Consider the following 14,590-nt stretch of genomic DNA (forward strand, 5'->3'; position numbering starts at 1 on the left):
AATAAAGCTGCTGTTACAAAATTTTTTAATTTATTTTGGGTTGAGATAACAATGTTAGTGACTTACAGTGGTGAGCGTGGTAGTGGCAGATAGAACGAGTGTGGAGTTCTCCCTCGACTGTTTGCAAAAATTTTCTCCTATTGCATATTCTCAAGAAAGTGACATTTCTCATACTTAAGTCGGGAGATAAGCTGAAATCGCGGCAATAACTTCGCTAATGGCACAATTGAATGGGATGAGTTCGACTTGACGAGTGCCCTCATTCCCATAAGTCAAGCTCACACTTAAATAGCTATCTGGCTTGTAGGGCAATCGTTCTGCCCATTCAACTGCCACAATTCCTGGTATGACTTCAACACCTTCCCAGTAACTTTCTAAATTCAGGGCTGCAACTTCTTGTGGTTCTAAACGATATAAATCTAGGTGATAAAGGGGCAGGCGCCCTTCTGTATACTCATTAATCAGGGTGAAAGTGGGACTGACAATAGGTTCAGCGATTCCCAAACCCTTGCCAATACCTTGAACTAGGGTAGTTTTACCAGCACCTAAATCACCTTCTAGTAAAATTACACTGCCAGGAGTTAGAGATTCACCGAGAGTAATACCTAAGCGTAGGGTCGCTTCTGTATCTGCAAGAAGAATTTTCATAATTAGTGATTAGTCATTAGTCCTTTATTTAGACTAATGACTAATTTCATTTTCCTTCATTTTGAATTTTGAATTTTGAATTTTGAATTCCCCTAAGGGGCTGACCTCTACCGTACCACCGCAACAACACTTGTGCTAGTTTCTGCGGATTGTGACGGATAACACCCGTTTCATCTTCATACAAAACATTAGCTGGAACAATCCTTCGTCCAAGCTGAGTTACGGCTTCTCTGTCTAGGAAAACCGGATGGGAGTTTTGTTCGGCGTAGCGGATGAGTGATTGCTCTGAGGGGGATTTTTTGTGGATTAGTACAGCATCAAATAGCCGCCTTTCTCCACAAGCAGCATCAATTGCTCTGATGTGATCTGCAACGGTGTATCCTTCCGTTTCTCCTGGTTGAGTCATTATATTGCAGATATAAATACGGGGGGCATCTGTTTGAGCGATCGCATCGGCAATTTCTGGTACTAATAAATTAGGAATCAGGCTTGTATAAAGGCTACCTGGGCCAATAATAATGTAATCAGCTTCTTTAAGTGCTTTAATAGCTGCTGGTACTGCTGGAGGATTAGCTGGAATGCAGCCAATTTTGACAATTTTACCGCCAGCTTTGGGAATGCTAGACTCCCCATTAATGCGGCGACCATCGGCTAATTCTGCCCAGAGGCGAACATCACTGAGAGTTGCTGGTAGTACTTGTCCTCGTACTGCTAGCACTTTAGAACTGGCTGCAACTGCTTGTTCTAAATCTCCAGTAATATCACTCATTGCCGTTAAAAACAAATTACCAAAACTGTGACCCGTTAACCCATCTCCAGCCCGGAAACGGTATTGAAACAATTCTGTTAATAACTTTTCTTCATCTGCTAGTGCAGCTAAACAATTGCGAATATCCCCTGGTGGTAACACTCCAAATTCTTGACGCAACCGCCCAGAAGATCCACCATCATCGGCAACAGTGACAATAGCAGTAATATTAGCGCTGTAAATTTTTAATCCCCTCAATAACGTAGAAAGTCCCGTACCACCACCAATTACCACTATTTTTGGGCCTCGGTACAATCGATGATGTGCCAGCAAGACATCGATGAGTTCCTCTCCGCCTTCTGCTCTTAGTACCTTAGTAATTGAGCCTACAGTACGAGTTTGCCCCCAAAGCACTAACAGCAAGCCGCCAAGCAGCACCAAAGGCCCACTAACATAGTTGGGTAAAATGTTGGTGATTACTCCCAGGAAACCCCTAAACAACTCTATCGTCCAAAAAATTGGCGTGAGCTTAATCCAGATAGCTAACCCCAAACTCGCCAGCAGTACACCCCCAATACTGATCAACAACCAACGTTTTACCGATAGTCCAGGGGATAACCATTTGAACCACTGGTTAACCCGATAGGAAGTACGAGAGCGCGACTGCTTTTGCAGGGCGTTGAGGGCTTGTCTGAGAAAACCAATTGACATACCTGATTTACAGCAGTGCTACAAACAATAATTAACTGAAAATTTACACCACTTGGTTTAAAACACTTGGCGTGAAACTATTATATTTGTCTATCCCATTAGACTAAGAGCAAGTGGTCAAAATTGCCAGTATTCCTAGTTAAACAATACCCTAGCTTGATAAAAGTGAATTTAATGCAAAAACGAATTTTAGGATTAGATCCAGGACTGGCAATTTTAGGATTTGGGGCAATTAACTGCATACAAACTCCTAACAAAATACCAGAGACTACAGTAAATATGCTGGATTTTGGGGTAATAAAAACGTCGGCAGATGTAGAAATGGGACTGCGCTTATGTACTTTGTTTGATGATTTACACACCGTGATGGAGGAATTTAAACCAGATTTGGTTGCGATCGAGAAGCTATTCTTCTATCGGATGTCAAGTACAATTCTGGTTGCACAGGCGCGGGGTATAGTTATTTTAGTGTTGGGGCAGCGTCGTCTTCCTTATGTAGAGTTTACTCCTGCTCAAATTAAACAGGCTTTAACAGGGTATGGCAATGCCGATAAGTCGGAAGTGCAAGAAGCAGTGGCGCGGGAGTTGGATTTAGATTATATTCCTAAGCCGGATGATGCTGCGGATGCTTTGGCGGTAGCTTTGACGGCTTCTTATCAGCTGTAGATATTGTAAAACGAGAATAAACTTGGAAACTGAATAATAAACTTGGAAACTAGAGAATAAACTTGGAAACCAACTGGCACAGATGGGATCTTGGATCAAGAAATCAGAATTTTAGAATCTATGATGTAAAATTCTGATCTCAAGTAAATAGGTAGGCAGGATAAAACCAATATATGTTTAGTTTTGTCAAAACCGTGAAATAAGGAATTTCTAAGGTATTGCCTAAATTTATATTTCGTTACATACTTGAAATTCTCCAACACACTTACTTAGTAGCGATTATTGAAGAATAATTACCCTCTCTACTTACATTGGTGAGATGATAAGACGATATTACCTTTTGTCAATTAGAAATTATGCTGAAATTTTTGTCAAAAATGAGGTATTAACTTAACTGTTGTACTGAACTGATAGTTCAAGAATGAATGATGCCGATCAAGATGACGCGATCGCCTGCTCAACAATTCTGTTGAAAACCCCGATTTTTCGCAATATTTTAAGTACTATTGCTTATTGACAAATGGTATTCGACCTTAATCTCTCACGAATGCTCTACGTATGCCCAATAAATTAAGTAGCCGTCATCAACTGCGTTCACCAGAACGTATATGACGGCTATTTTCTATTTATTTAGGTAATGGCTCAGACTTAGGCATTTCTAAAAAATAATTTATTCAATCTTGTGCTGCGGGCATCTTGCCCACTTTTCTTTGTGGACGAAATTTATATAAAAGTTAAAGAACTCTGATAGCGTTGAGTTGATCCAGTTTGAGCCTCGCCCACTGGTCATTAGGTAGTATTTTTGCATACGCTTGCAAAAAAGCAACAGCTTTACCTGTATCTCTCAATTGCTCAAAAACCAACACAAGGCGTTTAAGGATAGCAGAATAGTTTGGGCGTTCGCGATTCAACAATAACAAAATCTTAGCGGCATCTTCATACCTTGCCTGTAAACCCAAAAGTGAAGCTTTTTTAAGTAACAGGTCTGGCAAAAAGCCCTCAATTGCTAAACACTTTTCTACCATTTCAAAAGCTTGATGAATTTGCCGCGTTTGCATGTATGCAGCTAATCCAATGCGACAAAGATCGCCTCTTAAAGGAGAATCGGCATTTAACAAGTATGGATGTGCTTCAATATCTCTTAGACAATCAAAATACCTTCCGTCTCTGTATGCTGCGGTGATCATCAGTAAGAAAGCATGGGGGTCAGAGCTACTTTCAAACTCTAAATGTGCTAAATTTTCTAGTTGAGAGTAGGCTCTTGCTTCTAATAACCGTAAAGCCTGGGTTGACCAATCTTCAGAAGGTTGCTGCCGATGTGACAAGGTACGCATGGGTTGATAATCTATTTGAGTATTAGCAACTTGTCTAAATGTGATCGCCATTGTTGAGACCGATTCCCAGCGATTTGTTGGTTCAAAGGCAAGGCAGCGTAGAATAAAATCTTCTAAAGTTGGTGAAACCGATGAATTAATCTCACGAGGACGGGGAAAAGGTGTATACCGAGCAACTTGACTGAGAGTATCGTGAGGTAGTCGCGCTGTGACTAAATGGTAAATTAATACACCCAAACTGTAGATATCAGCTTTAAAAAGGGTTTCAGCAGTACGCCCTTTTAAAGTTGAGCCTACTACTTCAGGTGCTGAATAAAGAACTGTTCCACCATTTTCACGAGTCCGGGCATATATATCATCAGGTAACACACTACAGCCAAAATCAGTCAATTTTACCTGGTCGCCTGAAACAAGAATATTTTGGGGTTTAATATCACCGTGGGACATTCCGAGTTGGTGAAGATGCTGTACTCCCATTAAAACTTGCTGGTAAATATCAAGGACTCGCTTGTAACTAGCGACAAATCCTTGTTTTCCTTGATCAAGCAGTTGAGAAAGAGTCAGGCTAGGGAAATACTCCATTTCAATGGCATACCATTCGCGCTCTGGAGGAATTCGTCCCATCCAAAACACTTTAATAACGTTGGGATGAGTTTCTGCACCCACCAATGCTGAACCCTCGGCAAGGTCTTCATTTTTTGCCCCCTGTTCTTTGGGAATTTTGACCGCAACAATTTGATTGTCTTCTAGACGCTGCGCTCGCCAAACCCAACCATAAGTACCATCTCCTAAACATTCAAGGAGTTCGTAGCGATCGCCTAATCGCCGATCAGCGCGTGCAATAAAAAATTTGGATTTGCGACTCATTAATTTACCCTCAGAATAATGTCTGACAGGTATAGTAAATGGTTACTATTTTCTTCCATCACGAATTGCAGCAGTAGTAACTGGCCCTTCATGCTGCCTTTCACCCGTTCTTTTGCTTGAGTTTCAAATCCTCTATTGATAATTTGCTGCAAACTTGACTTTTCAGGGGATGAGATGAGTTTCTTGCTCCAGTAAGCCAACAATAAAATTTCTGAGGTTTCGTACCAACGATGCTGTGCCAACAACAAGTTTTTCACCTTACTTTGTAATTTCGGCTGATCGTTTATTTTGCTGTAACGCTCAAATTCAGCAATCAAAAAAGGTGAATGACTAATTTTGTCAAACCAAACCACATCTGAGCGCACATTATCCCCAACATAAGCATAATTTCCTTGTGGTAAAGCTGGAACTTCTGCAACTCCCACGTAGCCAAGATGATTGCCCAGTAGGGTTAAGAAGGTGACTCCAAGACTATGAATTGACAAACCGAAATCTTCAACTCCCCAATTATCAGTCCAGATAGGTAACAGTTCTTGAGCCGTTTTCAGGTTTTGTAGTTCTGTCGTTATCTTACTTTGAAGGTAATCAGCCATTGAATCGTCCCCACAGATCGAGAACTTCTGGTGACTGTCCACCGTGAACCAGTGCTTTAGTACCGATTTTTACTAACAATGGTGCAGGAATTGAGCGTCCACAAATCAATGCTTCTCCGGTAGAAAGACTGGGTAATTCTTCGATATCAGCTTTGCTCACCATGTCCGAAGTTTTAGTAATAAACCTCTGATCGTCGGGATTTTTTAAGCGCATAGTAATTAAGGTATTGCATTGGGAAGTTACATCAGAATCTAGCTTTGAGGGACGCTGACTCACAATGGCAAACCCAACCCCAAATTTACGTCCTTCACCTGCAATCTTTTTGATAATGCGATGACTTACTGCTTGTTGTCCTGCGGGAGCAAAATTGTGTCCCTCTTCATAAACCAGAAAACAGGGACGAATGCGGTCTGTTTTACTGCCAGCAGCGCGGAGAATTTCACTAGATATCAAAGCTGTAATAATTTGTTTTGCTGTATCGCTTAAACCTTGTAAGTCAACCACTACAAGCCTACCGCGCTTATCACTGGGTCGGCCTACCATATCATATATATCCGTAGGTCTAGCTAAGGCTGCGGAATAAAAACTTTGGGCTTCGTTGAGAACCCGTGACAGTTTCATGGAAGCAACTGCTGCACTGCGGCTATTCAAGGCAGCAGCTTCGGCAGAACTAAGTTCTTCCCACTCCCGTAACTTTTCTAAACCATCTCCTAAGTAGTACCGTAAAGAGTTAATATCTCTTGGCTCACTTTTTTCACTTATTTTCCAGTAACGGATGGCTACATCAAGTACCCGCTGTTGAGGCTCTGTTAATCCAGGCAGAATTTCACTCACATCATCCATTTCAAAGCGGTCAAACTGAAGTGCCAATTCTTGATTTTTACCTGCATATTTCTCGCGGAATGTAGTGTTTTGAGGAGTGTAAATTACAACTCCCGCACCAGCTTCTTGCAAACGCTGAAAATTTTCTTGGATTTCGGGAATACTCTTGCGATCGCGGGGGTCATCAAGATTGCTAAAGTCAAGATTGAATTGCAAATTACCACCTTGCAGAGCGCGACCATATTCGCCGTGGGGGTCAAAAACCACAACTGTGCCATTATTGAGGGTGACAATACGCTCAATAATGCGACCAACTGTGTAAGATTTTCCCGAACCTGTCATTGCCAAGACTGCCAGATGTTCTGTTACCAAGCGGTTAACATCTAAATAGACAGGAACAATATTGTCGCCAGATTCATAACCTACTAAGTTGCCTATATGTAAACTGGTTTGTTCATCAAATTCGTAGAATGAGCTAAGGAATTGATAGTCTACAGTTTCGACTTTCGCGCCAGGGTCAAGGGCCCGGCGCGGAATTTTAATTTGACCTGTATATGGGTCTTTATAACCAACAAGTTCTAGTTTGGCAATTAAGCGTTCTCCGGTAATTTGAGCGCCTGGTAGTAGTTCTAAATCTGTAAGGGATTGCCCTATTTCTGAGTTGTAGAGAACATTGCTGCGGATGATACCGTTAATTCGTCCTAGTACATTAATTTCTGGTTCTTCTTGGCGTTCTTGGTGACAAATGCGGACAAACTCACCTCGTCTACCAGCAAACGAAGAGGAGAGAATCATTGTGAGATTGTTGGGATCGCCAGTATTACCTACCAATTTGCCTAGAATTTGATTTTTCATTGCCGTTTTTATAGATAGATTATTAAGAAAAATCATCTAGATCAGATAACCATAAATTCTCAACTTCACGCCGTCTAATTTCTGCTTGTAGACTTTGATTGTAATATTCGAGAAAATTATCTAAAGCTTGTTGTTCTCTTTCTGCCAACTGGATTGGTAAAGGAGTCCCTTGTGAGCTTCCAGTTACTGTAAGTGCCATGACTTGAGAACAAATGCAATCAAGGTTATTTTGGTTCCAGTGAGGTTCATCCCCAATTAATTGCAGTAATTGAGGGGTATTGGTTTGTGCTGCTTTGAAGTGATAACCAAGTACGCCTAAAGAAATTACATCGCTTGGTTCCATACGTGGTGTTTGCACATTCAAGCGAAAAGCTGCCGTGCGGGTGTAGCTGTTGAGAATGCCATAAATAAAGCGTCTTTCCCCGATTCCGGCGATCGCTTCTTCTGAACCGATAATTTGACGAGTTAGATTTGCATCAATTCCCTCACTACTGAGGATATGTTTACGACCTTCTACTGTGCGTAAGTCTTGTTGAGCAATGTAAACGATCGCCCCGTAACGCTCTGATGCCAAGCCCACAATAGCAGTACCATTGGGATTCCAGGGCTGTAGTTTTTGGCGGTGAGTTGACCAAAAATTAGAAATTGCTGTTGTAGCACTATCAAAAGCACTGCGATAACTAGCATAACTCTCTGCTTCTCGCAAAGGCACCATGCTGCGGTCTAATACCAGGGGACAGTCTAGCAAAATCAGGTCGTAAAAATTTTCCGATCGCATTGCTCGATCTGCCATTTCATAAGCTTGGCGTACACCGATAAGTTGCAGGCGTTTTGATTGGTTTTCGTAGTTGATATCGTCGAGTTCGCAGGTGCTATCCTGACCAACTGTGGAAATGATATTATTATCAACTGCTAAATCAACACGAACCGCCGCCGCCGCATAGAGGAAGCCCCCGATAGTTTTTGTAGTTGTGGCTTTAGTTGCAATTCCTGCTACGCAGAGGTTTAAGGGATTGGGACGGTTAACTGAGCGCACTAAACCCGCTTGAGAAAAAAACGGTGCGACGCGCTCAATATCTCTAATTTGTTTTAGGATACGACCAACTGTTCCTGCTAAATTAACCTGTGATTGAATAGCGAGCGTTTGTGCTAGCGATCGCCCCTGAGTGTTAAAAGTTTGTGTCATAAAGCTAATGCCTCCAGAGCTTCTGCATAGGCTAAATAGGAACTGCTACGAATTGCATCTTGACCAAGTTCTGTTAACTTGGCTCCCTCAACCAATCCCTGAAATTGCAGGTCAGCTAAATAGGTTTGGGCGGTTTTCCTATCCATAGAGAAAATAGTTGAATTTTGTAGTGCTGTGAGTGCTGTTGATGCATCAGCAAATTTTTGGGTAAGCAAGTGTAGCATGACAGTAAAGTGTTCTGGTTTTGGCTGAAATAAAGTTTGCTCTACTGCTTTAGCAACAGGTTGACCAGCAATACTATGTAGCTGCTCCAGCCATTTTTGCAGTTCTTGTTCTTGATCGAGTACAGCTAATGACCATAACGGTAAACAAGTAATAGCAAAGATTCCAGAGTGGGGGTGCTTACGGTAGTATGCAGTATTAATGCTGAAATCATCCCAAGCACCGCCAATTTGAGTGAGAGTTTGTAATTTTCCTTGAAGTTCATAACGTACTTCTGGAGCCAGTACCTGAAGTAAAGGTACATCTGGCTTTGCTCTCACACCAGAATGCCGCCGGATTTGCCATTCACAGGGGATAGAAGATTTTTCTGTCTCAAATGGAGGAATTAATAATAGTATCTTTCCTGGCTCTTGAGTCCAGTTGTACCATTGTTGTTGCTGTTTTTCGTCGGCTTCCTGAAAATCGCTGCCAAATAGCAGACACAAACCAGAAGACGGGAGTTGATTTTCTATAGGTTTAGCAGATATTACATCTTGTAAAATGCGGCGGCGGCGATGGGTTGCTAAGGTTCCCGCTAACCAAACGAAAGCGGTCATGATGTTTTTCCTCCCAGCCGATATGTGCGAATGAGAAAGCCTTGATTAACAAGCTTCTCCGCTTCATCTGGTTCTAATTGGGGGTCACGTTCTGAGTTAATAGCGGTGATAATTCGCTGCCAGCGAGCAAAAGAAATACCTGTAGAAGCAAGAATGTTTTCTGCTATTTTTAGGCATTCTTGGCGACGTTGTTCTTTAAGTGCGATCGCACCCTTCAAGCTTCCTGTTGCTTCCAGTTCTACCAGGGTAAACTTGTTATAGGGAGATTTTCCTTGTATTTTGAGTAAAGCATTCACACCCTGTTCTATAGCTTCTAAACTTGTATCATTTAACAGTTGCTTGTAGTAACCTGTGACTGCGTTTTCTAAAGATAAGACCTGACCTGATAAACCATCTAAGCTCCGTTTTGGTTCGGTTAGCAATAATTCAACGGCTGCATCCATCAACGGTTTAAAGTTGCCAAATTTAGCAGGCTTATCATAAGTCGAGTCACCACGGAGGCTTTCAGCATCATCTTCTTTGATGTCGGTTAAAGCATCTTCAATCAGGAGTGGTTGCGCCGATAATTTAGTAATTGGTTGTAAGTTTTTAGGATAATTGAAATCAGCAGGGGCATCATTTAGAACATCTTGCAATTTATCCAGTCTGTTTTTAATATTACTAAGTCTTTCTGTAAGTTGTTCGTAGGCTTGCTTAAGACGGCGAAATCCACTAACAATTAAACCGTCAATTTCTCCTAAAGGAGTTTGTTTCTGAAGGTTTAGGTCAATCCCAACTTCTCGCCCTAGTTGTAGTAATCTTTCAGTGGCATCAGCAACTTTTAAATCTTTCAGAGATTGACCAAGAGTTCCTGCTTCTGTTACCTGTTTTCTACCTGTACTACTTTGAGGAGAGCTATAGTGCAAGGCTCCATCTAAGATATCGCGGATTTTTTCTAAAGATAAAGTAAACAAAGACACGGGAAAACAAGATAATTCCTTGACCTCTACCTTGATTTCTTCTTTTAGGGAATCAACGCGATCGCAAATGCATTCTGCAAAATCTTGTACCCATTTAGCGAAAAGTTCGGCGCGACGGATGCGTTCCCACAAGGGTTTTGAATCATCCTCAAAATTAAGAGTCTTAATGTTTTCATCCACTTGCATACTGTTGTAATCGTCGCGGCGATAGACAGAATTGATATCTAGGAGTAATGAAAAACGGTATTTTGCTGCTGCAAGTAAAATTGTCGGCTGATTTTCAACTGCAATGCTAGTGTATTGATTTTCTTCTGCGGCTGTTAGGGCTGACAAAGAATCTTTAGCGCGTTTAATAGCAGCTTGAGCCGTGCTGGTTTTTGTGCCAACGCGTTTACTGCCCAAAGGAGCGAAAAAATCCTGTACCTTTCCTTCACCAAAAACTACCTGCATATCCTGAACAATTTTTGGGTAGTCATTTTGTAACCAGTTCTCAGCTTCTTGAATTAAATTACCCAATTCACTGCGAGTCCGCAGGCTATATTTTTTATCTTTACCACCTGTACCGTCTGCCTCAACTTTAGCGAAATCTAATTCACACGTTAAAGCCATCCACTCAATAAAAATGTCCTTGGGTTTTGCTCCTTCCCAAATGTAGCCCCAAAACCATTCTCTTTCTGCTGCGTCTAAAGTCCAGGGTTGCCCCCCTAAAAGACGGTCGAGAATTCTTTTTAAGAAAGGCGGAAATACTGCATTTGCTGTATCGTCGAGCCGATCAAATAACCAAGCACGTTCTTGTTGTTCATAACCAGCCCTCTGCGCTTTGGGGGTAATTCCCAGTTTCCCTAAAACAGCTATTAAAGCTTCTACATCTATACCACTACTGCGATCCAAGTGTGACAGTGATTGAGGCGAATTTTGTTCTATCAGTAAATAACGCCAAGCCCTAAAGAGTAAATCCTTTTCTTCATCCTTTAATTTGCCACTAGGACGCAGAGGAAACGCGATCGCTCCTTGTTCATGCAGGTTTCTCCGCCATTTGTGGATTTCCTCCATTAATGGGCGTAACAGGGAGTTAGTCCGGTTAAAAAAAGCTGTGGTAAAGCCTTGTCCATCTATTTTGAAGCCTACACACCCTGAAGTGGGTATTCCTATTTGATGCAAGACAAACTCTTCGCTATCTGATAGCTGATAAAGGAGCAAGTATTGATGAGCATTTTTGAGGGTATCTGTTGATGGCTTACTAAAAATATCTACCAACCCCCGCGAAGAGGTCAAAGCTAAAACTGGGGTTTTTCCTTCTTGATGAAATTGTGTGGATGCTTGACTACATAAAAGTTCTAGTTCTTGTGTATTGTTGACCCAAGCAATAATGAGTCTGCTTTGCGGGTGAAGTTTAAGTGCATCACAAGTTACTAATCCTCCGGTGCGTCCACTAGGAGTAGCAATTGCCATAATATCTTTTAATCCTGAGTTGACAGGATCGTATTTCCAGTTTTGATCCAGAAGACGCATAACCCCCGTTAATATTTGGATGGCTTTGTCTGCTGGAGGTTGCTTTTGCAGCTGCTTGATTACTGATTGGTGAGCAGAATTAAAATCTGGATCTCTAAAAATCAGCGAATTTTGGCTTTGTTTGCGATAACGCAAATTTAGCCGTCCCAACATAGCAATACTGGGGCCGATATGTGTTGCTTGAGATGCTTCTAAGTCTTGTTCACCAATGAAACCTCGCCACAGCGCCCGTGCTGTATCTTCAGCCGCAGCATGGGGATAGAGAAGGCTAACAAGTTGCACGAAATCAGTTCTTTGCAGAGGAACTAAGAGTGTGTGTTTACCTAAGTTATTTTGGCTGTTGCGGCTTTCGTGAATTGCGTAGGTGCTGAGGTTGGCTAATAGTTGTCTGAGGTCGAGGGGTTGATCTACACCGTTCAATTTCCAAGTACTTTTGTCTCGGACAAACTTAGCTTCTCGTAAGGCTTTAGTACAATCCACTTCATCCCAGTTGACCTGGCGATAGTACAGGGCGATGGGTTCGTCGTACTCATTTACGCCTGTTAATAAGGCGTTGAGTTCTTCTGGTTGCCATTGCGTTAAAGGAACTGGTAATTGCCCGTACAGTAATTTTTTGGCTGCTAGTAAATGAACTCGGTCTACTTTAAGTTCATTGATGGCGTTATGGTCGAGGATATGGTCGCTAATGCGGTTAGAAACTTTTACAGATGCATCAAACAGTGCAGCGACTGTTGGCTGGTCTTTTTCTCCACTAATGCCGCGATCGCGCAAAATTTGATCTACATTAGCCATAATGACGTTAAACCAGCCAAAGTTACCGCCACTCATAGCGTAAGCAGCTTCTACTAAGCCTTCGGGATAGGTTTGGCTTAAGCGTCCTTGTTGTGTGAGAGCATTGACAAAATCACTAACATCTGCAAATGCATTTTGTGAAAGTTCAACTAATTCAAAACGTCGGGCTGTAGACTGGATTTCTCTTAGTTCATCACCAATAGCTGGGGAACATAAGGCTACATACCTCAGCCAAGGTAATTTTCGCCGGGGGTCTTCTTCTTTGATAGCTTTCCCCATCAGTTTAATTGCCCGACCATCAAGACGTTTAATATCTTCAGGTTCTAAATCGTAGGTGGCAGCTTCGGCGGCTGTTTCTAGTTCATCCAGGGCAATCAAGATATATTTAATCCCAAATTGGCTTAAATAATCGTAAGCAGCTTGACAGAGATTTGTTACTAGAGAAGAGTCTTCATAGAGAATTTCATCTGAGTAGTTTTTTTCGACTTCCAAGGCTGCGGCTAATTTGCTTTCTTCAAAACCTTTAACAATCAGGCGGTCATAGACTTCTTTGGCAATACTGGCTTGGATAGAAGTATCAAAAGTCTTTTTAGTTAGGGGTAAAAGGGCTTTATACAAACCGTAGCCAAACCAGTTATCGATGTTGTGGTATTCGTTGGCAATTTGGCTGTAACGGATATAAAGACCAAGATATTGTTCGCGGTCTGCGTCATTATCAAATAGTTTGGCATCAGTTAAAGACCCAGCTTGGTCGCGTACTGCCCAACCGGGGGAAGTATCGTTAATTTGGCTGATAAGTTCGTAAGCGAGGCGAGATTTACCTACACCCCATTGGGCAATGATGGCAAAGACATGGGCAAAGCGTTCATCTTCTTGATCTATAAGGTGGATAAAGTGACGAAACTTAAAAAAGAAATCTCCTTGTCCAACAATGGGATGAGTTAAGGGATAGGAAGAAACACCAGTAGCAGCCCAGCGATAGGTAGTCAAAGTCCCAGGTTGAGTAATAATGGATTTATTAAGATTATTCATAGTTAACGGGTTTAAAAGCTGGAAATAAAGCGTCGAATTCTGGATGAATACTCCAGTTAATTAATTTGCGTTGCCTGTCACCAAATAGTCCCCTTCCATGTCTGGCTTGTCCTGGTTCGGCGGCGTGTAGTTCAATTGCGCCTTTTTTCAAAGCTGCACCCAGTAACTCATCCATCCATTTTTCAAAGCTATTGGCAGTTTCCAAAGTGGACGCGATCGCAGTATATTGGGCAAATGTTCGCATCACAGGTTCAACGGGAGAAAATCCTCTCATATCGGCGTGGGTGCTGGTGGCAATCTGGAGTTGGGCGCTGGGAGAGTCTGGAACTGGAGATAAAATAGCTAAGTCTGGTTGTTGTGCCAAATGTAACGGCAGTATTAGTTGCCCATTTCGCAACCAGTCGAGGCTGTCTAGCAGGTAAAGGCTAGCTTTAAGTGGGGCAAGTGAAATTAATTTATGTTCCGTTCTGATAATTATATTGTGCCCTTTCTGACTCTTGAATGCAGTAGTATTACTTTTATTTTCTGGAAAAAAAAAGGTAGAATCTGAGGTCATCCAAGCACCTAGACAAGCGTTTTCTCTACCTTCTGTCCAAGTTGTGGGGCGAGAATGTACTTTAATAGGTTGTTGCCAATGGCTGATTTGCCAATCACCTCTGGCTAGATGCAGCAGTAACAAGCGCAGCCAAACACTTTTTTTTAGCAGATGCACGGCTAAGGCTTCTAAGGTTTTCTGGGGGTCATTTTCGCGCCAGATGGTTAACAGTAGTTGCGCTTCCTCTGACAATTGCCAGCTTTTACCGTCGGGGGTTGATTCTAACAAGCCCACACCAAGGATTTTGGCGGGTTTGGTTGTTGTGTCTAGTCCAAAAAGTCCGGGGGTACTCCGGCGGGAAATTGTTTTAGTTAGATACTGTTCCCAAGTTGACCAGTAGCCGGAGAATGTGGTTTTTTCTGACTTTGCTAAAATCGCTAATGCGCGTAACCACGCTGCCGGGTCGCGGGGTTCTGGCCAGAAGGAGGGAGGCGCAAGCATGATAGATATT

General features: G+C 42.2%; 10 protein-coding genes. 1 reads left to right on the top strand and 9 read right to left on the bottom strand.

Features of this window, described 5'->3' with window-relative positions; all coding sequences use genetic code 11:
• Positions 1–174: 174 nt before the first annotated feature.
• Positions 175–648, bottom strand: a complete 474-nt coding sequence (gene tsaE, locus VE944_RS20315) for a tRNA (adenosine(37)-N6)-threonylcarbamoyltransferase complex ATPase subunit type 1 TsaE (protein ID WP_324980983.1) — start codon at positions 646–648, stop codon at positions 175–177.
• A 46-nt stretch (positions 649–694) separates the two neighbouring features.
• Positions 695–2,107 (bottom strand): gluconeogenesis factor YvcK family protein, encoded by a 1,413-nt coding sequence (locus VE944_RS20320; protein WP_324980986.1) that lies wholly within the window; start codon positions 2,105–2,107, stop codon positions 695–697.
• Positions 2,108–2,281: 174 nt separating this feature from the next.
• Between VE944_RS20320 and ruvC the strand changes: the two genes are divergently transcribed.
• Positions 2,282–2,773, top strand: coding sequence for a crossover junction endodeoxyribonuclease RuvC (gene ruvC / locus VE944_RS20325; RefSeq protein ID WP_324980989.1), 492 nt, complete (start codon positions 2,282–2,284; stop codon positions 2,771–2,773).
• Positions 2,774–3,507: 734 nt separating this feature from the next.
• Here the strand turns inward: ruvC and VE944_RS20330 are convergent.
• The 7 genes from VE944_RS20330 to VE944_RS20360 are packed head-to-tail and all read right to left on the bottom strand — an operon-like array spanning position 3,508 to position 14,580.
• The gene (locus VE944_RS20330; protein ID WP_324980992.1) at positions 3,508–4,974 is read right to left on the bottom strand and encodes a serine/threonine-protein kinase; all 1,467 of its coding nucleotides are present in this window, start codon (positions 4,972–4,974) and stop codon (positions 3,508–3,510) included.
• A complete protein-coding gene (locus tag VE944_RS20335) occupies positions 4,974–5,567 on the bottom strand; it encodes a hypothetical protein (protein WP_324980995.1) in 594 nt (197 codons plus the stop codon). The genes VE944_RS20330 and VE944_RS20335 overlap by 1 nt, the downstream gene beginning before the upstream one ends.
• Positions 5,560–7,245, bottom strand: a complete 1,686-nt coding sequence (locus VE944_RS20340; protein ID WP_324980997.1) for an ATP-binding protein — start codon at positions 7,243–7,245, stop codon at positions 5,560–5,562. Before VE944_RS20340 ends, VE944_RS20335 begins: the two co-directional genes overlap by 8 nt.
• A gap of 22 nt (positions 7,246–7,267) precedes the next feature.
• Positions 7,268–8,431: a hypothetical protein gene (locus VE944_RS20345; protein ID WP_324981000.1), complete on the bottom strand. Its 1,164-nt coding sequence runs from the start codon at positions 8,429–8,431 to the stop codon at positions 7,268–7,270.
• Positions 8,428–9,249: a hypothetical protein gene (locus VE944_RS20350; protein WP_324981003.1), complete on the bottom strand. Its 822-nt coding sequence runs from the start codon at positions 9,247–9,249 to the stop codon at positions 8,428–8,430. The genes VE944_RS20345 and VE944_RS20350 overlap by 4 nt, the downstream gene beginning before the upstream one ends.
• Positions 9,246–13,544 carry a hypothetical protein gene (locus tag VE944_RS20355; RefSeq protein ID WP_324981006.1) on the bottom strand — a complete coding sequence of 1,433 codons (4,299 nt, stop codon included), beginning with the start codon at positions 13,542–13,544 and terminating at the stop codon, positions 9,246–9,248. The genes VE944_RS20350 and VE944_RS20355 overlap by 4 nt, the downstream gene beginning before the upstream one ends.
• Entirely contained in the window at positions 13,537–14,580 is a 1,044-nt protein-coding gene (locus tag VE944_RS20360; protein ID WP_324981009.1) for a hypothetical protein, read from the bottom strand. The genes VE944_RS20355 and VE944_RS20360 overlap by 8 nt, the downstream gene beginning before the upstream one ends.
• Between the last annotated feature and the right edge of the window lie 10 nt (positions 14,581–14,590).

Source organism: Nostoc sp., from assembly GCF_035638895.1.
GTDB lineage: Bacteria > Cyanobacteriota > Cyanobacteriia > Cyanobacteriales > Nostocaceae > Nostoc.